Genomic DNA, 21,340 nt, shown 5'->3' on the forward strand with positions numbered 1-21,340 from the left:
TGTCTTGCCGTCTCCGGCTTCGAGGCTGTGAAGTCGCAACCTCAGGGCACCAGCAGCCAGTTCGCCTGATGCGTGTTCGGCGGGGGCGGCAGCCACCAGCCCGCGGCGGGGTAGCCGTACTCGTAGGTCGTGGTGTCCTGCATGGCGAAGGAGTGCATGGGTTTGGCCTGGCAGACCACGTCGCGGGCAGGCATGTCGCCGGAGCTCAGATAGGCGAACTCCGCGTTGGTGGTGCAGGTGTTGTCGTCGAACATCACGCCGTGGGTGGTGGCGTTGTTGACCAGCACCATCCGCGCGGCGGGGCCATCCAGGAGGCGATCCTTGAGCGCCTCGGAGTAGGGCGTGGACGGATCGAATTCGTTCTGCACCATCAGCGCATGCACCCGGGTGCGCGACTCCAGCTGGCGGTCCAGCGCCGGCTGCCACGGCCAGTGCTGGCACTTGTCGATCAGGGTGGAGGCGCCGATGGCCCAGTGGGTGCGGACGTCACCGATCTTGCGCTCGATGCTGCGCGTATCGGTGGAGCCGGAGTCGTTGCATTGCAGGACATCGGCCATCGGGTTGAAGCCGGGCTGGCTGCGCAGGTCGACCGAGGTCATCGCCCCCATCTGTTCGGCGGCGGCGATGTGGGCCGGATCGCCATCCAGCGCCTGCGACATCGCGCTCAGCGACGGCGACACCAGCAGATCCCAGAACACCCACATGCCGGTGCCATCCAGCGAGGCCAGCGCCTGGTCCGGCGTCACGCTGCCCATGCGGTGCTGCGAGGCGGCCTGGTAGATCCGCTGGAAGGTGGTCATCACCTGTTGCGGCGTCGTGCCCATGTGGAACTGGTCGTCGTGCCGCGCCACGAAGGGAATGAATGCCTGCTGCACATTCAGCTGATCCATCGACATCCGCTTCAGGTCCTGCTGCTGCCAGTCCAGGTGCAGCCAGTTCATGTTGCTGTCGAGCACCACGCGCTCGAAGCGATCGGGAAACAGGCGGTTGGCATACGCCATCAGGCTGCTGCCGCTGGACACGCCGAGCAGGTCGGCGCGGGGGAAGCCAAGCACGGCACGCACCAGGTTCAGGTCGCGGGCGTGGTTGGGCGTGTTGATGCTCTTGAGGAAGGCGGCGTGCTGTTGCAGGCAGGCGCTGATCGAACGATGCCACCAGTCCTGCTGTGCCTGCACGCTGGCGGCCGTGGGATTGCGGCTGTCGCCGTCCATGAAATTCTCGGTGCCGCTGCGCGGTGCGTAGTCGCAGCTCACCTGGGTGCCCAGGCCATCGGTGATGCCGCGCAGGTCGACGCCGACCACCAGGTGATTGGCCTGGACTTGCGGCTGCAACTGTTCGAGCATCTCCGCCTGCGAAGCGCTGGAGTTGTCCGGGCCGCCGGCGTTGACCAGCAGCAGGCGTGCGTCAGGCGGTGAATGCAGCGGCCGGGAAATGCCGATGGTGATGTCACCCTGGCTCGGATCGGCCCAGTCGATCGGCACGGTGATCAGGGCACACTGGATCGTGCTTCCATCGGTGAACAACGAGGGCGGGCAGCCGCCCCAGTTCACCGCCTGCTGGTAGTACCTGGCGTAGGCCGGGTCGGTCGAGTGATCGTCCGTAGCCCTGGCATTCGCCAGCCCCGAGCACGCTACGCAACCGATCAACACCGCCAGCTTGCGTGCGGACAACTTGAGCAACTTCATCGTGATGCTTCCCCGGTCAGTGGCCATGGCATGATGATCTGCAGGGTTGGCGGGGGCGTAAATGACCGGTCGCCCGCTTTTTCGATGTAACCACTTCGAGCCGCCCCGGGGAGCATGGATGGCGAACAGGCGGCAAGACGACAAGCCGATGTATGTCCGGATCGCCGAGTCGATCCGGCGCGATATCGATGCCGGTCGTTTCCCGGCAGGCGCGTGCCTGCCCGGCACCCGCTCGATGACCGTCGCCCTGGGTGTTTCCCGCACGGTAGTCCTGATGGCTTATGACCAGCTGGAGAGCGAGGGCTACCTGGAGTCACGCTCGGGTAGCGGCACCTACGTGAGTGCGCGTCGCATCGATGCATCCGCCGGCGGTGCGCCGCTCGACGAGTTGGTCGCGGCGCCGGGAGAGCCACGGCTGTCCCGCCTGGCCCGGTGCGCCGTGCTGCCAGCCACGCCCGGGAGGAATCCGCCGGCGCTTGACACAGGCGTGATCGAAGGAGGGCTGGTCGATCTGGCGCAGCCGCGCGTGAAGTCCGATCCGCGCAGCCTCAAGGCGTGGAAACAGAACCTGGTGGCGCTGCTGCGTCGTCGCGACACGCCCGACTTCCCGGAACTGCAGGGCGCCATCGAATTGCGCAAGGCGGTGGCCGGTTATTTGAGTGTCGAGCGGGCGATCGAGGTCGACCCGGACGACATCCTGATCGTCAGCGGCACCCAGCAGGCGCGCGATCTGATCGCCCGCGTCCTGCTTGACGAGGGCGACGGTGTCGGCGTGGAGGAGCCCTGTCACTGGAGCGTGCGCCACACCTTCGAGGCGATGGGCGCGCGGATCGTGCCGTGTCCCGTCGGCCCGCACGGCATGGACATCGACCGCCATGCCGCGGCGCTGGATGGCGTGCGACTGGTCAACCTGTCGCCGTCATTCCAGTTCCCGACCGGCGTGGTCATGCCCGAGGATCGACGCCGGGCACTGCTGCATTGGGCCTGCACCCACGACGCCGTGCTGGTCGAGGATGATTTCGACTGCGAACACCGCTTCGGTGTGCGCACGGCCCCGTCGTTGTGGTCGCTGGACCGGCATGGCCGGGTCATCCACGTCAGCAGCTTCGCCCGCTCGATGTTTCCCGCCTTGCAACTGGGCTACATGCTGGTGCCACGCCAGCTGCGCGAGCGGTTCCTGGCGGTCAAGTGGCTAGCCGATCGCGGCAGCGTATCGATGCAGCAGCACGTGCTTGCGGCGTGCATCAACAGCGGCCAGTACCTGCGCGATCTGCGGCGCATCGCCCACCGCCTGGCGCCCCGCCATCGGGCGCTGTGCGCGGCCTTGCATGCACGTCTCGGCGACGCGATGACGGTGACCGATGCGGTGGCGGGAGGATCGCTTTTCGTGCACTTGCCCCGGTTGCCACGCCATGCCACCGCGGCATTGCTGGCCGAGGCGCTGGCGCGCGGCGTGCACATCCGTTCCGCCGAGTGCTTCCATCGAACCCCGCCCGATCACGTGACCCTGGTGCTGAGCTACGCCGGGGTGTCCGAGGCGGCCCTCAAGCGGGCCGGGGCACGGCTCGCCGAGGCCTGCCTGGCGGTCGGGGAAAAATTCGCCATGTCGTCGCCGAAGCGAAACCGGCGGATCGAACTGGCCAGTGCCTGACGGGACCGCGGGAGCCGGAGCGCTTCCGGATGGCTGCTTCATCCTGCGCAACGCCGGCGATCCACGGCCCCACTGCGTGTTGCGCGGGGAGCCAGGGCGAATGACGGTCAGCCCGCCGCGCGGCTGTTCTCGAACACGGCCAACTGCGCCGCAAAAGCCCGCTTGAACGCAGGCCGGGCTTCGGCGCGGGCCACGTAGGCGGCGAGATTCGGGTAGTCGTCCAGTATTCCCGTGGGCTTCGCCCGGAACAGCACGCCGACCATCATCAGGTCGCCCGCGCTGAACGCGCCGTCGAGCCAGTCGGCCTCGCCAAGACGGCGGGACAGCAGGCCCAGTGTCTTGCGCGCCCGCTCCTCGAGCATCGGCTGGCGTTGCTCGTACCAGGGCTTGTTGCATTCGAATACCTTGGCCATGCTGAACTCGACCAGCGGCGGCTCCACCGTGTTCAGCGCGGCGAACATCCAGGTGATCGCGCGTGCGCGGGCATTCGCCTCGTCCGGCAGCAGGCCCGGGCGCGTCTGCGCGAGGTGGAACACGATGGCGCCCGACTCGAACAGGGCGAGCTCGCCTTCTTCATAGGTGGGGATCTGCCCGAACGGGTGCAGCGCCAGATGCGCAGGCTGTTTCATCGCCGCGAACGAGACCAGCCGTACCTCGTAGGCCTGGCCGACTTCTTCCAGCGCCCAGCGGACGCGCATGTCGCGGGCCAGGCCACGGCCGCGATCGGGCGACGATTCAAAGGCGGTGATGGTGGGATTCATGGTTGGCTCCTGTTTATGGCATGACGCCGCGTGCGTCACGGGGGGATGGCGGGAAAACTTCATGATGTTCAGAGATAGCTGAGCCACCAGTCCCTGCGTCGCCGCTTGATGTCGGCATACCAGCGACACAACGGATACAGGGCAAGCACGACGATGACCCAGAGCAGGTAGATCACGGGCAGGCTCGCGGCCCAGCCCGCCGGCGCGGTGAACGGAAAATGCCCGAGGTCCGGCGATCGGAACATGCCGTCGACGTTGCCGAAACGCAGGTAACAGGCGACCACCGCCAGCAGGTGGATCAGATAGAAGTGCAGGACGTAGAAGAACAGCGGCACCTTGCCGATGGTCAGTGCGGGGCGCAGCCAGCGCGGAGCGCCACCGTCGAACACGCGCAACAGCAGCAGGGCAGGGCCCAGCGTCATCAGCAGAAACAGCAGCGACGGCGGGTATTTGTTGGTGTCGAGGAAGGACAGCAGCGTCCACAGCGGAGACTTCTGCACCGACCAGGCGAGCGGGTCGCCGTACACATTCAGCAGTCGCAGCAGCACGAAGCCCGCGACGAGTCCGGTGCCGAATCGAAGCAGCAGTGCGCGGCGACGCTCGTCGCTCCAGCGATACGCCTGTCCCAGCGTGTAACCCAGCGCGGTCACACCCAGCCACGGAATCAGCGGATAGGCGATGAACACCACGTGCTGCGGGGTGTTGATCAGAAAACCCGGCGCATGCAGCACTGACCACAAGGGGGCGAAGGCACCGAAGGCAGTCGCCGGGATGCCGTCCAGCAGGTTGTGGCCGGCCACCAGGATCACGCCGAACGCCACGATCACCCGGTCCGGCAGATGGATCAGCCCGGCCAGCACGATCATCGACCAGCCCAGCGCCCACAGCACGGTGATGATGGTCACCTGGTAGTCGAGGTTGAATTGCAGCGCGAAGCGCATCACGACCACTTCGAGGAACAGCAGCCACAAGCCGCGCGTGAGCAGGAAACGCGACAGCTCGTTCTTCGACAGTCGCTGCAGCGCGAGCCGGGCGCCGGTGCCGGTGAGCAGGAAAAACACCGGCGCGCAGAAATGGGTGATCCAGCGGGTCAGGAAGAGCGGCGCCGTGGTGGTGGCCAGATCGGTGGGGTTGGCACCGGGCGCGCCGAAGAAATCGTGTACGTGGTCCAGCGCCATGATGACGATGATGATGCCGCGCAGCAGGTCGACCGATTCGATGCGGAACCGGCCGGAAGGATTGCCGGAGGCCGTCCGGCCTTCGTTGTGCATCGTGGTGATGGTCGTTGCCATGGTCAGCCGCGCACGGCGGCTTCGATCGCGGCGATGTCGATCTTGCCCATCTTCATCATTGCCTCGAACGCGCGCCGGGCAACGGCAGGGTCCGGGTGGGTGACTGCAGCGATCAGCATGCGGGGGCTGATCTGCCAGGAAACGCCCCACTTGTCCTTGCACCAGCCGCAGGCGCTGGCCTGGCCGCCGTTGTCGATGATCGCGTTCCACAGGCGATCGGTTTCAGTCTGGTCGTCGGTGGCCACCTGGAACGAGAAGGACTCGTTGTGCAGCATGCCCGGCCCGCCATTCAGGCCCACGCAGGGGATGCCCATGACCGTGAAGTCGACCATCAGCACATCGCCCTGCTTGCCGGCGGGGTAATCGCCTGGCGCGCGATGGATCGCCCCCACCGAGCTGTCCGGGAAGGTCCTGGCGTAGAACGTAGCGGCCTCCAGGGCGGCGCCGTCGTACCAGACGCAGATGGTGTTCTTGGCGAGCATGGGATTCTCCTAGCTTGGGGGCGGGATGCTTCCTTGTTGCGACGAACGAGGTGCAGACGGATCGACACCGGGATCGGGCCGTCGCAACACCATCTTCATGGAGCGCACACACCCTTGCCAGCATCTTTGGCGTCGACGCCGGCGTGGCACCGGCAGTGACGAGATGGACGGGAGCAACCCCATGCAGACGAGCAGAGGCATTTCCCTGGTCACGATCCTGGTCGTCCTGGCGATCCTGGTCGTGGTGGCGGCGTTCGCCATCCCCGCGTGGCACGACCGGGTCGCCCGCGACCATATCGAGGAGGCCATGAAGGCCACCGATGCACCCAAGCTGGTGGTCATGGAGGCGGCGACGACAAAGGGCGGCCTGGCTCATGTCACCCTGAGCGACCTCGCCTACAACGCCGGGCCGCCCAGCGACTACGTCGACAAAATCGAACTGGCGGACGGTGGCCGGATCACGCTGACCACGCGAAACACCGGCATCAAGCCCGACCCCGTGCTGGTCCTGCTGCCGGTGGAACCCGCCGCTGACAACCCCAACCGCACCATCAGCTGGACCTGCACCATGGTGGTCGGCAACCAGTCGGCGGCCCCCGGCGCGTGCGCCGGCACCGGTCAGGTGACGGAGGTCGCGCCACCCGCCACCGCGCCCGCGCCCGCGCCCAGCGTGCACTGACCGCCGGGGAGTCGACTGCATCGCGGTGCACTGCATGCGGCCCCGGCTCACGAGAGATCACGCCGAAAGCCCATTGCAGCCGGCTCCGCTGCGCGCGATGCTTGCGCACCTGACAAGCGTGGTTCGGAGTGAACCGGGGAGCGCAAGGTGCACGAGCATTCGGATACCTGGACGGCGGCGGACCTGCTGTCCTATGAGAAGTACATCGAATCGACCACCGGCCTGGAGCGATTGAGCCGTGTGGCCACGGCAGACGAGGAGTGGGTGCTCAGCGACTGGGATGGCGAGCGCTACACGATCCGCTTCGACAAGAATTTCTCCAAGAAGCACCTGGCCACGTTCTCCAAGGATCGCGAGCGCACCGAACGCGAGGCGTATTTCGAATGGCTGAACTCGGGCAAGACCCGGGAGGCCGGCGAAAACTGGCAGCGGGCCGAGCATGGCTTGATGAACCAGAAGATGAAGACGACGGCGGACAATCGCAACGTCGCCGACCTCTGCGGCTGCGGCCATCGCTTCAACAGGCATCCCGGCGGCGGTGCCTGCACCCAATGTAGCTGCCCGCGATTCGTCACCACATTTGCGGCCAGCCGCATCGTCCAGGGCAAGCCGGTGGAGGATCCGCTGGCCGGCATGAAGACGGCCCGCACCACCTTCATCGTGCTCAACTGGGTGCCGAAGGCCGACTTCGAGAGTGTCGTCGTGCAATCGATCCAGGCGCACGAGAAGCCGAGCGGCTGGAAGCGTGGTGATCCGCTGGCCAAGGCGGTCAATGACGAAGCGGTGCTGAAATGGGACTTCGGCGTTGCCCGCGTCGGCGCCGTGGTCCAGGCCCAGGCCGGCACCGATCCGGCGACCTGGGTCAGGAAGCAGGGCTGCTACATCAAGGCCAGGAAAATCGCCACCGACTGGGGCCGGCAGACCTGGCAGGTCTTCCACATGGAAAGCGGGCCGGCGCATCCGGCGTTCTGAGCGGTGCGGCGGCAGGATCGTGCCTGTCACGACGGCTCATTGACGATCCACCGTAGAGGGCTGCGATGAAAGAGCACGCCGCATGAAGTCCTTTGGCAAGCCGCCGCAGGGCGAGCGGCTGGAACGGCTGCACGATCTGCCGCTGTGGGACGGCGAACGTCTGCGCAACATCCATCCGGTCCTGCCGGGACTGCGCGATCCGGATGCGCCGCGGCCCACGCTGCGGGATTTCTTCTGCGGCGACGAGAACCGCACGCCACCCGCGCCGCTGCCTGCGCAGGACCCGCGTAGCGGCTGGGCGAGAAAGCCGGCCAGCGGCTTGCGGGCCACCTGGCTGGGCCACTCCACCGTATTGCTGGAGATCGACGGCTTTCGGGTGCTCACCGATCCGGTATGGGGGCAGCGGGCCTCGCCCTTCACCCTGCTGGGGCCCAAGCGCTTCCAGCCGGTGCCGATCGGCTTGCGCGATCTGCCGCCGATCGACGCCGTGGTGATCTCGCACGACCACTACGACCACCTGGACTATCCGACGATCCGCGCGCTGGCGAAATCGAAGGTTCCGTTCGTCACCTCGCTTGGGGTCGGCGCTCATCTCGAAAGCTGGGGCATCGCGCCGTCACGCATCACCGAGCTGGTCTGGTGGCAAAGCCATCGCGTGCCGGGCACCGGGCTCACCATCACGGCGGCGCCGTCGCAGCATTTCTCCGGCCGCGGCCTGAAGGATCGCAACCAGACCTTGTGGTCATCGATGGTCATGGCCGGCGACCGGCATAGGGTATTTTTCAGCGGTGACACCGGGCTCACCACCGAGTATGAAGTCATCCGCGACCGGCTCGGTCCGTTCGATCTGGTGATGCTCGAAGTCGGTGCGTTCCATCCTTCCTGGGGCGATATCCATCTGGGGCCGGCCAACGCGCTGGCCGCTCACCGCCTGCTCGGCGGCGGCGTGCTGATGCCGGTGCACTGGGGCACGTTCGCGCTGGCCACGCATGCCTGGGACGAACCCGTCGAGGATCTGCTGAAACTGGCCGCTCCGAGCGGCACCGATCTGCTGTTGCCGCGTCTCGGCGAACCGGTCGAACCCGTCGAGCACCGGGAAGTGCAGCCTTGGTGGCGTGGCGGCAAACCCGCCGGCAACAGGCGTTCGATGGAACGGGAACCCGCCGAAGCCGCCGTCGCCGATCAGCTGGGTGACCAGTTGCCTTGGCCACTGGATTGAACACCGCGGCAGCAAAAAGCAAGGTCAGGGCGCGCGCTTTTATTTGAGCGTGGCCCGTGAAAAGTCACCTCGGATCCTGTTTTCCACCCACGACTGCTCAGTCTTCCGCACGCGATTCCTGATGCGCCGCTACCTTGTCCAGGATGCGCCGCAGCGTCTTGATGTCCGTGGCTGACAGATCCTGCAGGGCAGGTGGAGTGGCTTCGACGACTCGGCGGGTGGTGGCCATGACGCTGCGGCCCGCCGCCGTGATCGACACCAGCTTGGCACGCCGGTTTTCAGGGTGGGGATAACGTTCGACGAGACCACGGCTTTCCAGGTCGTTGATGGCGACGGTCGCCGCCGGAGCATCGGTGGACATGGCGTCCGCGAGGTCCTTCAGGGTCATCGGGCCGGTGCCGAGCCGCTTGAGTGCGCGGATCCGGCTGAAGGGCAGCCCGGTGGCGTCGGTGACCTTGCGGCGCCAGTCGCCGCGGCTGTCCATCACCCATGCCACCAGGGTTTGCCAAATGACGTCGGAATCATTCTGTTTCGGTACTGCCTTGCTCACACCGCTGCTCCCGAGGGCGCCTCCTCCAGCAAATGCGCAGCGTGGCGCCTGCTGTCGTGGGCCCACGATGTGCTGGAAAGCCAGCCCAGAAAAACGACTGCCGCACCGCCGGCAACGACCAGCCACCAGAACGGATGCGTTGCTTGAGGGAAGTTGCGCAGCACTCCCCGGGTTCCGGCAATGGTACCGGCAATGGCCACGCCCAGCGACGCCCCGACCTGCCGGCTGGTGGAAGCCACCGCGGCAGCCAGTCCGGCTTGTGCCTTGGGCATGCCTGAAACGGCGGTGTGGGTGATGGGCGCATTTACCATGCCGAAGCCGATGCCGAAGATCACGTAGCCCGCCACCAGCAGACCCAGCGGGGTCGTCGCGGTCAATTGCGTGAGCATCAACGCGCTGATGGTGGTCGCGGTGCCGGAGATCAACAGGGATGGCCGGGTGCCGTGGGTGCCGAGCAGTCTTCCGGAGAAGGGTGAGCAAAGGATGGTCGCAAGAGCCATCGGCAGCGTGCACAGCCCGGTTTGAAAGGCGGAGTAGCCACGAACTTCCTGCAGGTAGATGGCATTGAGGAACAGGAAGCCGGAAAACGCGGAGAAGCTGCAGATGGCGATCAGAGTGGCACTGCTGAAGGGGATGCTGCGGAAGAAGCGCAGGTCGATCAGCGGCTCTCTCCGTCGCGGTTCATAAACCAGCAACGCCACGACGGCAAGCACCGCCAGGGCGAACAGGCCGGTGATGGTCAGCGTATGCCAGCCGATGTGCGGACCCTCGATAACGGCATAAGTCAGCGCAGCGAGTGCAAGAAAGACCAGCGTCTGCCCGACCGGATCCACCCGTCGCGCCTGGGCCGCCTTCGATTCGGGTATGTAGAGGGCCGCCAGGATCATCGCCGCCGCACCGATCGGCAGGTTGACCCAGAAGATCGAGCGCCAGCCGATGCTTTGCGTGAGGGCGCCACCGATCAACGGGCCCAGCGCCATCGAGACACCGGCCACGGCACCCCATATGCCGATCGCGCGGGCGCGTGCCTTCGGCTCATGGAAGGTATTGACGATGATGGACATGGCCACCGGGTTCAGCATGGTGGCGCCCAGCGCCTGCAGGATGCGGAAGGCGATCAGGCCGTGGATGTCCGGGGCCAGGCTGCACAGCAGCGAGCCGAGCATGAAGATGGCCATGCCGGTCTGGAAGACACGTCGGCGCCCGAAGCGATCCGCCATCGAGCCTGCCAGCATCAACAGGCTGGCCACCACCATCGTGTAGGCATCGATCACCCACTGCAGTCCGGATATCGACGCGTCCAGGTCGCGGTGAATCGAAGGCAGCGCGACGTTGACGATCGTGATGTCCATTCCGACCATCAGCAGGCTGAGGCAGCAAATGGCAAGGATCAGGTTCGGGTGCGACCTGAACTGCCGGATGGGGTCATGGATTGTGTTCATACAAAAATTGTATAAATACAATTATTGTAAGTCAACAATTATTAGTGTCGAAGCGCCTGCGCCGGGAGAGGGGACGTGGACAAACGCCGGGCGAGATCTCTTGTGGATTTCCCCGCGGTGAGTGAATCTGACTTCGCTGGTGCGCATCGTCATTGATCATGCGGCCATGGGCATATCTCGGGAGATGCATGTGTCGATGGGTGGAAGATTCGCGCGCTGGCTTTTCGCGCCATCGTTGTGCTGGATTTCACTGGCTGGTGCGCAGCAGGCGCTTGCTCCGGTGGAAGCGCGCGTGCCGTTTGCCCCGGCCGCGGTGACGGGCAGCGATGACCGGATACACCTTGCCTACGAGCTGCATGTCACCAGCATCTACGGTGACGCCGGCCCGCTGACGCCGCGGGAGCTGGAGGTGTATGCGGACGATGACCGTACGCCGCTCGCCCGCTTCGATGCTGAAGATCTGGCGGGGATGACTCGACCGGCACCGGCTGAACATGCGCCGGTGACCATCGACGCCGGCAAGCGCGTCGTCTACGTCTGGCTGACCCTGCCCACGGCGAGCCCGTTACCACGGACCTTGCGCCATCGGATGACCTTCGCCACCGCGAAGCAGAAGACCGAGTTGCTTGATGGCGTGCGTGTATCGTTGAGTGCCGAGGCACCCGTGCTTATCGGGCCACCGCTGCGCGGCGGACTCTGGCTGGCACACGAGGGGCCGGGCAATGCGCATTCGCATCACTGGGGCAGCCTGGTGGCAGTGAACGGGCAGGTGACCATTCCGCAACGCTACGCACTGGACCTGGTGGGGATTGATCCGCGCGGGCAGGTGGTGCGTGCGGGCGTGAAGGATATCGGCAAGTCGCGGCATGCGGACTGGGTCGGCTACGGTGCGGAGGTGCTCGCGGTGGCGGACGGGGTCGTGCGCGATGCACGCGACGGCGAGCCGGAACACCCGCCACTCAACCCGCAGTCGGAGCCGGAGTCATTGACGGCACATGGCCTGTTCGGCAATTACGTGGTGCTGGAGATCCAACCAGGCGTGTTCGCCAGCTACGCGCACCTGCAACGCGGTAGCGTAAAGCTGCGTATCGGCGATCATGTGCGCAAGGGACAGCTGCTGGCGCGTCTGGGCCAGTCCAGCAGTTCCAGCGCGCCGCATCTGCATTTCCAGCTTTCCAGCGCGATGACGTTCGAAGGTTCCGAAGGCCTGCCGTTCCTGTTCGACCGCTTCGACTTGCTCGGGCCGGAAGCCGAGGCGCAGCTGTTTGGCCAGGGCGAGCCATGGGTACCGCTGCCGCTCCGGCACCGGCAAGCCGAGATGCCGCTGGACGACATGGTGATCGGATTCCCCGCCTTGCGTTGACGTCCCTGGCGGGGCGCAAGGCGACCACGCTGGCTTGGCCGATGATCCCTACAATTGCATGTAGTGGTATCCCTGTTGCTCGTACACGACCGGAGCGGTGAGCGCCGACAGGGTGACGGTGACGGCCGGATCGAGCTCATTGTCCTGGATGCCGCGTTCGGCCAGGGCCTGGCCGCAGACGAGCAGCTTGACGCCGGCCTTCTTCAGCGCGTGCAGGATTTCCAGGTTCGGATTGCCCTTCTTCAGGTGTTTGTGCGAAGCGGCATCGGTCAAGCTCGCGGCGCCCGCTCGTTGATCGAGCAACGCCACGATGTGCATGCGCTCCGGCGGCACACCGGAGTAGGCCAGCAGATTCACCAGTCGCGCCAGGCGCTCCAGCGATGGATACGGTTTGCCCTTGTCGGTTCCGGTGGAAATCACGTCGACGAGGATCTTGTAGTCGGCCTTCGGGTCGGGCTGGGCGTCGGCATCCGGACGCGGATGCACGCCGCCGAATTTCGGGATCAGCGGATACACCCAGGTCGTGGTGGGCGAGGCCTTGGCGGCAGCCGCGGCTGGCTCCGCAGCCTGCGCCGGCAGCGACATCGCCACCAGCGCCATGCAGGACAGTACCCGGGCGAGCGAAAGCTTGATCTTCATGATTTTCCCCTTGCCGCGGGCTGCGGCTGGCGCATCATGCTAATCCCCTTGCGGCTCGTCCGGTAATCCGCTCAGCCCGACGTCGACGCACGGTCCTTCGCCCGACTGCGGTGACCGCGATGATCAGTCGTCGTCCGCGCTGCTTTCTTCGCTCTGGCGGAGGCCGCTTTCGCGTGACGATTGCTGATGCTTGACGGCGTACATCGCACGGTCGGCCTGGGCCAGCAGGGCTTTCGCGTTGGCTCCATCGTCGGGAAAACAGGCGATGCCGATGCTGGCGTCCAGCCGGAACAGGCCGTCGGGCAGGCTGAAGGGAATGGTGAGACGGGCGCGCAGGGTTTCGGCAACTGCCCGGGCGGTCTGTGCGTCGCGGCAGCCGGGCAGCAGGGCGACAAACTCGTCGCCACCGACCCGGGCCACCAGGTCGCCCTGCCGAACGCCCTGCTGCAGGCGCGCGGCCACCTCGCGCAACAGATGATCGCCGGCGTCGTGGCCGCCACGGTCGTTGACGTCCTTGAACCCGTCGAGATCCAGATACAGCACCGCCACTCCATGACCGGTCTGCCTGGCGTGATCGATCGCGGACTGCAGTTCGATGCGCAGGCGGTCGCGGTTGGCCAGTCCGGTCAGCGAGTCGTGGTTGGCGCGGTGCTCCAGTTCGCGCTCCAGGCGGCGCAGTTCGGTCACCTCGCGGCCGACGCCGATGCGCACGCCATGCTGCGGCAGCCAGCGCGCCGACCACTGGATGTCGACGCTGTGGCCGTCCTTGTGCAGGTAGCGGTTGCGGAAATGCAGTTGCAGCTTGCCCGACATGACCTGCTCGGCCTGTGCGGCGGTGGCGGCGCGATCGTCGGGGTGAACCAGCTCGAAGATGCGCCGGCCCAGCACTTCCTCCGGGGTGTAGCCGAAGATGCGCTTGAAGCTCGCGTTGACGAACAGCAGGTGTCCCTCGGTGTCCACCACGCAGACGGCATCGGGCATCAGGTCGAGCACGTCGGCGAGTGGAGGAAGCGTCGGGATCATCTGCCTGCGGTGGTCGTCTGTTCCGGTGGTGTGCGCAGAAAGGCGTCATCACCATCGTGCGTCCCGTCGCAAGCTATCAGAATCACCGTGCCTGTGGGTGAAGGCAGGGCGCAGGCGCCACGCGCATAAGGTCGGGAGCCATCGGCGGCGCGATGGCTTCCGACATCATCCGGCGAACATGGATGGTTCCCGCCGGCGGTCAGTCCGGCAGGCTGACCACCGGCACGAAGCCGCCGAAGATCATGCGCTTTCCATCGAAGGGGCAGGCGCTGGCCGCTTCCATGCGCGGGTCCTGCATGAACTTTTCCATGCCGGCATCATGGGTGGCCTTGTCGGGCCATTCGACCCACGAAAACACCACCGCTTCATCGGCCTGTGCCTGCACGGCGCGGCGGAAATCGGTGAGCTTGCCATCGGGCACATCCTCGCCCCAGCACTCCATCACCCGGGTGGCGCCGAATTCCAGGAAAATGCTGTCGAACGTGCGGGCGTGTTCGATGAACTGCGCGCGGTTGGCATGGGGAACGGCGATCACGAAACCATCGATCCAGGACATGGTTGTCTCCTTGCGGGAATGGGGGCCGACAAGGCCACCTTCACTACAGCGACGAACCGGTGCCCGGGATATCGACACGCGCGCGGCTTCCGTTGCAGCGTCGATATACTGGCCCGACCTTTGCCGGGAACAGGCTTCATGCGCAGTTTCGACGATACAAACGGCAATCCATGGCAAGCGGCAGTGCTGGATGCGTCCTACGGCAACATGCTGCTGGTGTTCTCCCACGCCGGCGACCTGACGGTTCGCAAGACCGTCATGGCCGCGGAAAACCTTCGCCTGGCGGAGCAGCAGCTGCTGGACATGGACGAGGCGCAGTTGCGTGATCTGCTGGCCGAATCGGTGCCGTGGGACTAGAGCGTCACGCCGCGTCTCCGGGCTTTCTCAGCCTCGAAACCCCATCCTCAGTTGCCGGTGCTCAACGGTTGTCCGTCAGCACTGATCGCAGACGGCTGCAGAGGACTGTCCAGCGCGACAGCTTCCCCGAGCGGTTGCGAGGACAAGGCGAGATCGGTCTCCGCATGACGCAGCAGCTTCAGCGGTTGTACTCGCTCTTTGCAGCCACCATCGCGCCCCAGGCAGAACTTCATCGGCAACTGGATGCGTGTTGCCACCGGGTGGCCGTCGACGTATTCGGGGTCGGCCTGCCACTGCTTCACGGCCTGTTCGGCAGACCGGCTGAAGAGCCCCTTGCGCGGACCACTGAAGTGAGATTCCACCACCTTGATGTCCTCGATTCGACCATCGGGCTTCACGGTCGCCTCCATGAGCAGGCTGCCCTCACCATGATTGGTTTCCCGAAGCGGATAGTAGGGTGCGACGGATGGCTTCACCCGGGGACCGTTCGAGCTGTACACCACCTGCACCCCAAAGGTGCCGGCATCGCGCTTGACGACCTGCACCTTTACGCGCGCATAGGTCCGGGCGCTCACCGCGTGGCCGTCGACGAGTACGGGTTTGAAGCGCCAGCGGGATATCACCTCGCGCGCCGATGTCGCGAGAACATCGGGGATCGTGTCCGGCAGCTCCACCGCAACGACCTGTCCGGCCTGATCCACGTCAAGCGCGACTTCGGCGCGCCATTCCCGGGCGGCAGGCTGTTCGGCCGAGACGCGCTGAAAGGGGCAGGGCGTTGACAGTGTGGCGATCAACAACACGACAGCGAACTTCCCTTTCATGCACATTCCCGCCTTGATGATGGCAATGGCCGGAAACATAGCAGCAAATCGACGGTCGTGACTTGCCGGTCGCGCCCCGGCGACTCGGCTACTCCTCGGGTAGTTCCGCCTCCACCAGCCGACCGAGCTGTGCCAGCGATTCCTGCCAGCCGACGTAGCACTGCTCCAGCGGAATCACTTCAGGCAGGCCTTCCTGCACCACGTGCAGTTCGGTGCCGCAGGACACGGTCTTCAAGGTGATGGTCACCGTGATTTCACCGGGCAGGTTGGGATCGTCGAACTGGTCGGTGTAGCGGATGCGTTCGAACGGCGTGAGCTCGACATAGGTGCCGCCGAAGACGTGGCTGTGGCCGGTCGAGAAGTTGGTGAAGGACATCTTGTAACTGCCGCCGACGCGGGCATCCAGATGATGCACCCTGGCGGTGAAGCCGTTCGGCGGCAACCATTTGACCTGGGCCTCGGCGTCGAGGAAGGCGCGATAGACGCGTTCGGCCGGTGCGCGCAGTACCCGGTGCAGGCGGACAGTGTTGGACATGGCGGTTTTCCTGGCTGGAGGAGTAGCCCTCATGGCAGCAACGAACGGGCGGGGCGGAAATCGACAGCCAGTGTCCGATGGGTTCATCGCCCCGGTCGATTCGATATCGCGTTGCCTGCGGGCCTGGTCCCGGCCGTTTTGCAGTAGCCTGAAGCGCGGTCACCGACATCCGCGATGGCCGGCACATTCCCGCGCAGTGATGAAAGGTGGTTCCATGATCGACACTTCGATGGCAACTCATCCGCATGGCCGGCCGGGGCCGGAACCTGCAGGCGCACGACGGGCGGTGACGGCATGAGCACGCGCGAGGTCGACGTCGCCATCATCGGGTCCGGCACCGCGGGCATGTCCGCCTATCGCCAGGCGCGCAAGCGCACCGACCGCATCGCCCTGATCGAAGGCGGCCCGTTTGGCACCACCTGCGCCCGGGTCGGCTGCATGCCCTCGAAACTGCTGATCGCCGCGGCCGAGGCGCGGCACCGGCTGGCAGCGCTGCCCGCGTTCGGTATTGCCAGCGACGCGGGCAGGGTCGATGGCCGCGCGGTGATGAAGCGGGTGCGTGACGAACGCGACCGCTTCGTGGGCTTCGTGCTCGATGCGGTGGCGGGTTTCGACCCTGCCCACGTGCTGCGGGCGCACGCCGAATTCGAGGACCCGCATACGCTGAAGCTGTCGCCAGCGATGGACGGCAGCGTGCCGACGGTCGAGCGGGTCCGTGCCGGGCGCATCATCATCGCCACCGGTTCGCGGCCGGCAATTCCCGCGGTGCTGCGGGCGGCGGGCGACCGACTGATCATCAGCGACGACGTGTTCGACTGGCAGGACCTGCCCGGCTCGGTGGCCGTGTTTGGTGCCGGCGTGATCGGCCTGGAGCTGGGCCAGGCCCTGCATCGGCTGGGGGTCCGCGTGCACCTGTTCGGTCGTGACGGACGGATTGGCGCGATCAGCGATCCGGTGGTGCGCGCCGAGGCCACGCGGTTGATCGCGGCCGAACTGCCGCTCAGCCTGGATGCCGCTGACGTGCGCGTCGAGCGGGACGGCGAGGCGGTGGTCGTGCACTTCACCGACCCGGGCAGCGCGGCGACCAGCGAGCGCTTCGATTACCTGCTGGCCGCCACCGGGCGCACGCCCAATGTCGAGATGCTGGCGCTCGAACATTCCGGGCTCGAGCTCGATGCCAGGGGTTTGCCGGTGTTCGATCCGCAGACCACCCGGGCCGGCGACAGCCATGTCTTCATCGCCGGTGATGCCGATGCCGACCGGGTGTTGCTGCACGAGGCGGCCGACGAGGGCCACCTGGCCGGCGAGCAGGCCGCGCGGTATCCGGCGGTCTACCGGCATACCCGGCGCACGCCGCTGGGCGTGGTGTTTTCCGATCCGCAGATCGCCTACGCCGGGCGACGGCATGCGCAACTGCTTGCCGACGGCGTCGATTTCGCGGTGGGCGAGGTGTCCTTCGAGGACCAGGGGCGTTCGCGGGTGATGCTGGTCAACCACGGCCTGCTGCGCGTTTATGGCGAGCAGGGCAGCGGCCTGCTGCTGGGCGCCGAGATGATCGGCCCGCAGAACGAGCACATCGCCCACCTGCTGGCCTGGGCGATCCAGGCGCGCATGACGGTTGCCGGCGTGCTGCAGATGCCGTTCTACCACCCCACGATCGAGGAGGGCCTGCGCACCGCGTTGCGCGAACTGCTCACCGCGCTGGGCATGGGCGCCGCGCCCCCGCTGCACTGCATCGACTGCGGACCGGGCGCCTAGGCCACGGAACCGGCGCGTGCCGGATGTATCCGGACGCTGGCTGAGGCACACTGCGCGTCGGCCGGCGATGGGGCCTGATCGGGAGACAACAGGTGGGCAAGGGCAGGCTGGAAGCATTCAGTGACGGCGTCATCGCCATCATCATCACCATCATGGTGCTGGAGCTGAAGGTGCCGCATGAAACCACGCTGGCGGCGCTTGGTCCGCTGGCGCCGGTGTTGCTCAGCTACGTGCTGAGCTTCGTCTACGTCGGCATCTACTGGAACAACCACCATCACATGCTGGCGATCACCCATCGGGTATCGGGCACGGTGCTGTGGGCGAACCTGCACCTGCTGTTCTGGCTGTCGCTGTTCCCGTTCACCACGGCATGGATGGGCGAAAACCACCTGGCCCAGGCGCCGACCGCCGTTTACGGCTTCGTCCTGCTGATGGCAGCGGTGGCCTACTGGATACTGGAGCAGGTGCTGATCGCGGTGGCGGGCCCGGACTCGGCGTTGCGCGGGGCCATCGGCTACGACTGGAAGGGCAAGATCTCGCCGCTGCTCTATCTTGGCGGCATCGCGCTGACGTTCTGGCGGCCCTGGGCGGCTCAGCTCTTCTACGCCCTGGCGGCGCTGCTCTGGCTGGTGCCGGATCGGCGCATCGAGAAGCTGGCTGCCCATTGAGCCCGCACACCTTTCAGCCGTCCATCGAGGAGGCGTCATCGTGAACGCAGGAAGGCTTCTGATCGCGCTGCAGATGGTGGTGGCGCTGTGCATCGCCAGCCCGCTTCGTGCAGCTACCCCCGACGCGGACGCCGCTGCCATCCGGCAGGTGCTGAACCAGCAGCAGGCGGCCTGGAACCTCGGCGACGTCGACGGGTTCATGCACGGCTACAAGGACGCAGCCGACACGACCTTCGTGGGCAGCAGCGTGCGCAAGGGCTACCGCGCGATCCTGGAGAGCTACCGCAAGCATTACGCCGGCAAGGGCCAGATGGGCAAGCTCACCTTCTCCGATCTCGACGTGCGCCTGCTGCCCGGACGCGATGGCGAGGCGCGTTATGCCGTGGTCACCGGCCGCTTCCACCTCGATCGCGCTGCCCACGGCGAGGTTGCCCAGGACGATGGCGTGTTCTCGCTGCTGTGGGAAAAGACCGCGGACGGCTGGAAGATCATTCTCGACCACACCAGCTGATGTCAGGGCTGATGCAGGAAGGCCAGTGAGGTGTCGCAGGGCGCGTCGACCTTCAGGCTCAGCAGCGCATCGGCGCGCGTGCGGCCGAGCGTGACGGCGGCGATCGGCTTGCCGGCGCGCGCGGCGGCATCGACGAAGCGGTAGCCCGAATAGACCATCAGCGACGATCCCACCACCAGCACGGCGTCCGCCGCCTGCCAGGCGCGCGCGGCGGCTTCCACCCGTTCGCGGGGTACTGCCTCGCCGAAGAACACCACGTCGGGTTTCAGGATGCCGCCGCAATGCGGGCAGGGCGGAACCTCGAACTGCGCGAAGTCATGGCCTTCCAGGTCGGCGTCGCCGTCCGGCGCATCGCCGGCATCCAGTGACATCCATGCCGGGTTGCGCTCCTCCAGCATCTGCTGGAACGCGTGGCGGCCCAGCCGTGCCTCGCAACCCATGCAGCGCACTTCGTCGAGGCGTCCGTGCAGGTCCAGCACGCGCTCGCTGCCGGCGTGCTGGTGCAGGCGATCCACGTTCTGCGTCACCAGCAGCTCGACCTGGCCGCGCCGCTCGAGCGCGACCAGCGCACGGTGGGTGGCGTTCGGCAGCGCACGACCGAAATGCCGCCAGCCGACCAGGCTGCGCGCCCAGTAACGCTGGCGCGTGGCCGGCTCATGCATGAAGGCGGCGTAGTTCACCGGCGGCGGGCGTTTCCACTGGCCGTCGCGGTCGCGATAGTCGGGGATGCCCGAATCCGTGCTGCAGCCCGCGCCGGTCAGCACGAACAGGCGCGGATGGTTGTCGATGAATTGCTGGAGCGGAGTCATGGCGCAGATATGGGTGCTGACGGCAAGGAAAAACAGGCGGCCTTCACGGCGGGCTTGCCGTGCCGGGAAGCGCCGACGATGATGGCGATGGACTGTAGCGCGTCCGCCTTGCGGCGGGCAGGGTCACGGACACAGGGAGCAAGCACATGGATCACGCTGGAACGGATGAAGTCACCGCTGCCCGGGCGGCGAAGCTTGACGATGACGCGTACAAGATGTGGCACGAAAAGCCCGCGGGGAAATTCGTGCTGGGCTTTTCCGTGTTCGTGCTGGCCGAAGTGCTGGTCTACGGAACCCTGCACTGGATCTTTCCGCTGATCTGAACCGGAAGCCAGTGAGCGTAGCCAGGACGCTGGTCGACGCGAGGCATCGGCGCGTTAGCATGGCCGGATGAAGCTCATCGCGATCGACTCCGCGTTCTCCTCGCCGTGGCGAGTGCCGGCCTGGCTGTTGGCATTGTTGCTGGTCGGCTGCGCTTCGCAGCCCGTGCAGAACGCGCGCAGCCCGGCGCAGGTGCGCAGCGACCTGCTGCGGCTGATCCCGGCCAGTGCCGACGATCGCGCCGGCTGGGCCACCGACATCCAGGTGGCGTTTTCCGCCCGGCAGATCGCGCCGAGCACGGCCAACCTGTGCGCGGTGCTGGCGGTGACAGAACAGGAGTCGGGGTTCAAGGTGGACCCGGTGGTGCCCGGACTGGGCCGGATCGCGCGCCAGGAAATCGACCGTCGCGCCGCGGCGAAGCACATCCCCGGGTTCCTGGTGGATGCGGCGCTGTGGCTGAAGTCGCCCGACGGCCGGCGTTACAGCGAGCGGCTGTCGGCGGCGCGCACCGAGAAGCAGTTGAGCGGGATCTTCCAGGACTTCATCGGCATGGTGCCGCTGGGCAGGCGGCTGTTCGGCGAGCTCAATCCCGTGCATACGGCCGGCCCGATGCAGGTGAGCATCGCGTTCGCCGAGGCGCACGCCCGGGACTATCCGTATCCGATCAAGGGCTCGATCCGCGACGAGGTGTTCAGCCGGCGCGGCGGCCTGTATTTCGGCATCGCGCACCTGCTGGGATATCCGGCGGACTATCCCGCGCCGCTCTACCGCTTCGCCGATTTCAACGCCGGCTGGTACGCCAGCCGCAACGCCGCGTTCCAGCATGCAGTGAGCGTCGCCTCGGGCATCCCGTTGGCGCTGGACGGCGACCTGCTGTCGCCGGATGCCGGTTTCGGCGATCGCCCGGGAGCGACGGAACTGGCGGTGCGGACCCTGTCTTCGCAGCTGGACATGAGCGACTCGGCGATCCATCGGGCTCTGGCACAGGGCGAGCGTCAGGACTTCGTGGACAGCAAGCTCTACGCCCGCGTGTATGCGCTGGCCGAGGGCATCGAACGCCAGCCGCTGCCGCGCGCGCAGCTGCCGGGCATCACCTTGAAGAGCCCGAAGATCACCCGCAAGCTCACCACCGCCTGGTTCGCCAAACGCGTCGACGAGCGCTGGCAGCGCTGCATGCGGCGCGCCGGGAAGTCACCCGGATAACGCCGGGGCAGTGTCGGGCGCAGCCTTTGCGCGGCTTGAAGCG

The 21,340-nt window shown here is 66.4% G+C and carries 23 protein-coding genes; 11 read left to right on the top strand and 12 right to left on the bottom strand.

What is annotated here, in order from left to right; all coding sequences use genetic code 11:
* Nucleotides 1–41: 41 nt before the first annotated feature.
* Nucleotides 42–1,685 carry an alpha/beta fold hydrolase gene (locus AC3A56_RS08880; RefSeq protein WP_487770080.1) on the bottom strand — a complete coding sequence of 548 codons (1,644 nt, stop codon included), beginning with the start codon at nt 1,683–1,685 and terminating at the stop codon, nt 42–44.
* Between the two features lie 118 nt (nt 1,686–1,803).
* Between AC3A56_RS08880 and pdxR the strand changes: the two genes are divergently transcribed.
* Nucleotides 1,804–3,336: a MocR-like pyridoxine biosynthesis transcription factor PdxR gene (gene pdxR, locus AC3A56_RS08885; RefSeq protein WP_487770081.1), complete on the top strand. Its 1,533-nt coding sequence runs from the start codon at nt 1,804–1,806 to the stop codon at nt 3,334–3,336.
* Between the two features lie 107 nt (nt 3,337–3,443).
* On the opposite strand, the gene AC3A56_RS08890 is transcribed toward pdxR, so the two are convergent.
* From AC3A56_RS08890 to AC3A56_RS08900, 3 genes are all read right to left on the bottom strand, one after another.
* Nucleotides 3,444–4,097 (bottom strand): glutathione S-transferase family protein, encoded by a 654-nt coding sequence (locus AC3A56_RS08890; RefSeq protein ID WP_487770082.1) that lies wholly within the window; start codon nt 4,095–4,097, stop codon nt 3,444–3,446.
* 68 nt (nt 4,098–4,165) lie between these two features.
* The gene (locus AC3A56_RS08895; protein WP_487770083.1) at nt 4,166–5,389 is read right to left on the bottom strand and encodes an acetyltransferase domain-containing protein; all 1,224 of its coding nucleotides are present in this window, start codon (nt 5,387–5,389) and stop codon (nt 4,166–4,168) included.
* Nucleotides 5,390–5,391: 2 nt separating this feature from the next.
* Nucleotides 5,392–5,871: a VOC family protein gene (locus tag AC3A56_RS08900; protein ID WP_056764682.1), complete on the bottom strand. Its 480-nt coding sequence runs from the start codon at nt 5,869–5,871 to the stop codon at nt 5,392–5,394.
* Between the two features lie 181 nt (nt 5,872–6,052).
* Here AC3A56_RS08900 and AC3A56_RS08905 point away from each other — a divergent pair, with 181 nt between their 5' ends.
* The 3 genes from AC3A56_RS08905 to AC3A56_RS08915 all read left to right on the top strand — a co-directional run bounded on the left by AC3A56_RS08905 (nt 6,053) and on the right by AC3A56_RS08915 (nt 8,741).
* Nucleotides 6,053–6,550: a hypothetical protein gene (locus AC3A56_RS08905; protein WP_487770084.1), complete on the top strand. Its 498-nt coding sequence runs from the start codon at nt 6,053–6,055 to the stop codon at nt 6,548–6,550.
* A 147-nt stretch (nt 6,551–6,697) separates the two neighbouring features.
* A complete protein-coding gene (locus AC3A56_RS08910; RefSeq protein ID WP_487770085.1) occupies nt 6,698–7,522 on the top strand; it encodes a hypothetical protein in 825 nt (274 codons plus the stop codon).
* Nucleotides 7,523–7,604: 82 nt separating this feature from the next.
* The gene (locus tag AC3A56_RS08915; protein WP_487770086.1) at nt 7,605–8,741 is read left to right on the top strand and encodes an MBL fold metallo-hydrolase; all 1,137 of its coding nucleotides are present in this window, start codon (nt 7,605–7,607) and stop codon (nt 8,739–8,741) included.
* A 97-nt stretch (nt 8,742–8,838) separates the two neighbouring features.
* Here the strand turns inward: AC3A56_RS08915 and AC3A56_RS08920 are convergent, their stop codons facing one another.
* Both AC3A56_RS08920 and AC3A56_RS08925 read right to left on the bottom strand, forming a co-directional pair.
* Nucleotides 8,839–9,291 (bottom strand): MarR family winged helix-turn-helix transcriptional regulator, encoded by a 453-nt coding sequence (locus AC3A56_RS08920; RefSeq protein ID WP_487770087.1) that lies wholly within the window; start codon nt 9,289–9,291, stop codon nt 8,839–8,841.
* The gene (locus tag AC3A56_RS08925) at nt 9,288–10,733 is read right to left on the bottom strand and encodes an MFS transporter (RefSeq protein ID WP_056764687.1); all 1,446 of its coding nucleotides are present in this window, start codon (nt 10,731–10,733) and stop codon (nt 9,288–9,290) included. Before AC3A56_RS08925 ends, AC3A56_RS08920 begins: the two co-directional genes overlap by 4 nt.
* A gap of 196 nt (nt 10,734–10,929) precedes the next feature.
* Here AC3A56_RS08925 and AC3A56_RS08930 point away from each other — a divergent pair, with 196 nt between their 5' ends.
* Nucleotides 10,930–12,096, top strand: a complete 1,167-nt coding sequence (locus tag AC3A56_RS08930) for a M23 family metallopeptidase (protein ID WP_487770088.1) — start codon at nt 10,930–10,932, stop codon at nt 12,094–12,096.
* Between the two features lie 48 nt (nt 12,097–12,144).
* Here the strand turns inward: AC3A56_RS08930 and AC3A56_RS08935 are convergent, their stop codons facing one another.
* The 3 genes from AC3A56_RS08935 to AC3A56_RS08945 form a co-directional block, all read right to left on the bottom strand.
* Nucleotides 12,145–12,735 carry a DsrE family protein gene (locus tag AC3A56_RS08935; protein WP_487770089.1) on the bottom strand — a complete coding sequence of 197 codons (591 nt, stop codon included), beginning with the start codon at nt 12,733–12,735 and terminating at the stop codon, nt 12,145–12,147.
* A 123-nt stretch (nt 12,736–12,858) separates the two neighbouring features.
* Complete coding sequence (locus AC3A56_RS08940; protein WP_056764693.1) at nt 12,859–13,758, bottom strand: sensor domain-containing protein; 900 nt, start codon at nt 13,756–13,758, stop codon at nt 12,859–12,861.
* 199 nt (nt 13,759–13,957) lie between these two features.
* Nucleotides 13,958–14,314, bottom strand: a complete 357-nt coding sequence (locus AC3A56_RS08945) for a DUF1428 domain-containing protein (RefSeq protein WP_056718348.1) — start codon at nt 14,312–14,314, stop codon at nt 13,958–13,960.
* A gap of 138 nt (nt 14,315–14,452) precedes the next feature.
* Here AC3A56_RS08945 and AC3A56_RS08950 point away from each other — a divergent pair, with 138 nt between their 5' ends.
* Nucleotides 14,453–14,671 (top strand): hypothetical protein, encoded by a 219-nt coding sequence (locus tag AC3A56_RS08950; protein ID WP_056718349.1) that lies wholly within the window; start codon nt 14,453–14,455, stop codon nt 14,669–14,671.
* A gap of 47 nt (nt 14,672–14,718) precedes the next feature.
* On the opposite strand, the gene AC3A56_RS08955 is transcribed toward AC3A56_RS08950, so the two are convergent.
* Nucleotides 14,719–15,531, bottom strand: coding sequence for an energy transducer TonB (locus AC3A56_RS08955; protein WP_487770090.1), 813 nt, complete (start codon nt 15,529–15,531; stop codon nt 14,719–14,721).
* Nucleotides 15,532–15,580: 49 nt separating this feature from the next.
* Nucleotides 15,581–16,027, bottom strand: a complete 447-nt coding sequence (locus tag AC3A56_RS08960) for an SRPBCC family protein (RefSeq protein WP_487770091.1) — start codon at nt 16,025–16,027, stop codon at nt 15,581–15,583.
* Nucleotides 16,028–16,321: 294 nt separating this feature from the next.
* On the opposite strand from AC3A56_RS08960, the gene AC3A56_RS08965 reads away from it, so the two are divergent.
* From AC3A56_RS08965 to AC3A56_RS08975, 3 genes are all read left to right on the top strand, one after another.
* The gene (locus tag AC3A56_RS08965) at nt 16,322–17,785 is read left to right on the top strand and encodes a dihydrolipoyl dehydrogenase (protein ID WP_487770092.1); all 1,464 of its coding nucleotides are present in this window, start codon (nt 16,322–16,324) and stop codon (nt 17,783–17,785) included.
* 92 nt (nt 17,786–17,877) lie between these two features.
* Nucleotides 17,878–18,453 carry a TMEM175 family protein gene (locus AC3A56_RS08970; protein WP_056718352.1) on the top strand — a complete coding sequence of 192 codons (576 nt, stop codon included), beginning with the start codon at nt 17,878–17,880 and terminating at the stop codon, nt 18,451–18,453.
* Between the two features lie 40 nt (nt 18,454–18,493).
* Nucleotides 18,494–18,964 carry a YybH family protein gene (locus tag AC3A56_RS08975; protein WP_487770093.1) on the top strand — a complete coding sequence of 157 codons (471 nt, stop codon included), beginning with the start codon at nt 18,494–18,496 and terminating at the stop codon, nt 18,962–18,964.
* A gap of 2 nt (nt 18,965–18,966) precedes the next feature.
* On the opposite strand, the gene AC3A56_RS08980 is transcribed toward AC3A56_RS08975, so the two are convergent.
* Nucleotides 18,967–19,773, bottom strand: coding sequence for an NAD-dependent protein deacetylase (locus AC3A56_RS08980; protein ID WP_487770094.1), 807 nt, complete (start codon nt 19,771–19,773; stop codon nt 18,967–18,969).
* Between the two features lie 146 nt (nt 19,774–19,919).
* Between AC3A56_RS08980 and AC3A56_RS08985 the strand changes: the two genes are divergently transcribed.
* Both AC3A56_RS08985 and AC3A56_RS08990 read left to right on the top strand, forming a co-directional pair.
* Nucleotides 19,920–20,096 (top strand): hypothetical protein, encoded by a 177-nt coding sequence (locus AC3A56_RS08985; protein WP_157598883.1) that lies wholly within the window; start codon nt 19,920–19,922, stop codon nt 20,094–20,096.
* A 67-nt stretch (nt 20,097–20,163) separates the two neighbouring features.
* Nucleotides 20,164–21,297, top strand: coding sequence for a DUF1615 domain-containing protein (locus AC3A56_RS08990; RefSeq protein ID WP_056764703.1), 1,134 nt, complete (start codon nt 20,164–20,166; stop codon nt 21,295–21,297).
* Nucleotides 21,298–21,340: the final 43 nt, after the last annotated feature.

Source organism: Rhodanobacter sp. Soil_C_14, from assembly GCF_057657335.1.

What these genes read in the sequence shown, in the direction of transcription:
- AC3A56_RS08880 (WP_487770080.1), bottom strand. Translation starts at nt 1,685, where the DNA reads ATGAAGTTGCTCAAGTTGTCCGCACGCAAGCTGGCGGTGTTGATCGGT.
- pdxR (WP_487770081.1), top strand. Translation starts at nt 1,804, where the DNA reads ATGGCGAACAGGCGGCAAGACGACAAGCCGATGTATGTCCGGATCGCC.
- AC3A56_RS08890 (WP_487770082.1), bottom strand. Translation starts at nt 4,097, where the DNA reads ATGAATCCCACCATCACCGCCTTTGAATCGTCGCCCGATCGCGGCCGT.
- AC3A56_RS08895 (WP_487770083.1), bottom strand. Translation starts at nt 5,389, where the DNA reads ATGGCAACGACCATCACCACGATGCACAACGAAGGCCGGACGGCCTCC.
- AC3A56_RS08900 (WP_056764682.1), bottom strand. Translation starts at nt 5,871, where the DNA reads ATGCTCGCCAAGAACACCATCTGCGTCTGGTACGACGGCGCCGCCCTG.
- AC3A56_RS08905 (WP_487770084.1), top strand. Translation starts at nt 6,053, where the DNA reads ATGCAGACGAGCAGAGGCATTTCCCTGGTCACGATCCTGGTCGTCCTG.
- AC3A56_RS08915 (WP_487770086.1), top strand. Translation starts at nt 7,605, where the DNA reads ATGAAGTCCTTTGGCAAGCCGCCGCAGGGCGAGCGGCTGGAACGGCTG.
- AC3A56_RS08925 (WP_056764687.1), bottom strand. Translation starts at nt 10,733, where the DNA reads ATGAACACAATCCATGACCCCATCCGGCAGTTCAGGTCGCACCCGAAC.
- AC3A56_RS08930 (WP_487770088.1), top strand. Translation starts at nt 10,930, where the DNA reads ATGGGTGGAAGATTCGCGCGCTGGCTTTTCGCGCCATCGTTGTGCTGG.
- AC3A56_RS08935 (WP_487770089.1), bottom strand. Translation starts at nt 12,735, where the DNA reads ATGAAGATCAAGCTTTCGCTCGCCCGGGTACTGTCCTGCATGGCGCTG.
- AC3A56_RS08940 (WP_056764693.1), bottom strand. Translation starts at nt 13,758, where the DNA reads ATGATCCCGACGCTTCCTCCACTCGCCGACGTGCTCGACCTGATGCCC.
- AC3A56_RS08945 (WP_056718348.1), bottom strand. Translation starts at nt 14,314, where the DNA reads ATGTCCTGGATCGATGGTTTCGTGATCGCCGTTCCCCATGCCAACCGC.
- AC3A56_RS08950 (WP_056718349.1), top strand. Translation starts at nt 14,453, where the DNA reads ATGCGCAGTTTCGACGATACAAACGGCAATCCATGGCAAGCGGCAGTG.
- AC3A56_RS08955 (WP_487770090.1), bottom strand. Translation starts at nt 15,531, where the DNA reads ATGTTTCCGGCCATTGCCATCATCAAGGCGGGAATGTGCATGAAAGGG.
- AC3A56_RS08960 (WP_487770091.1), bottom strand. Translation starts at nt 16,027, where the DNA reads ATGTCCAACACTGTCCGCCTGCACCGGGTACTGCGCGCACCGGCCGAA.
- AC3A56_RS08965 (WP_487770092.1), top strand. Translation starts at nt 16,322, where the DNA reads ATGAGCACGCGCGAGGTCGACGTCGCCATCATCGGGTCCGGCACCGCG.
- AC3A56_RS08980 (WP_487770094.1), bottom strand. Translation starts at nt 19,773, where the DNA reads ATGACTCCGCTCCAGCAATTCATCGACAACCATCCGCGCCTGTTCGTG.
- AC3A56_RS08985 (WP_157598883.1), top strand. Translation starts at nt 19,920, where the DNA reads ATGGATCACGCTGGAACGGATGAAGTCACCGCTGCCCGGGCGGCGAAG.
- AC3A56_RS08990 (WP_056764703.1), top strand. Translation starts at nt 20,164, where the DNA reads ATGAAGCTCATCGCGATCGACTCCGCGTTCTCCTCGCCGTGGCGAGTG.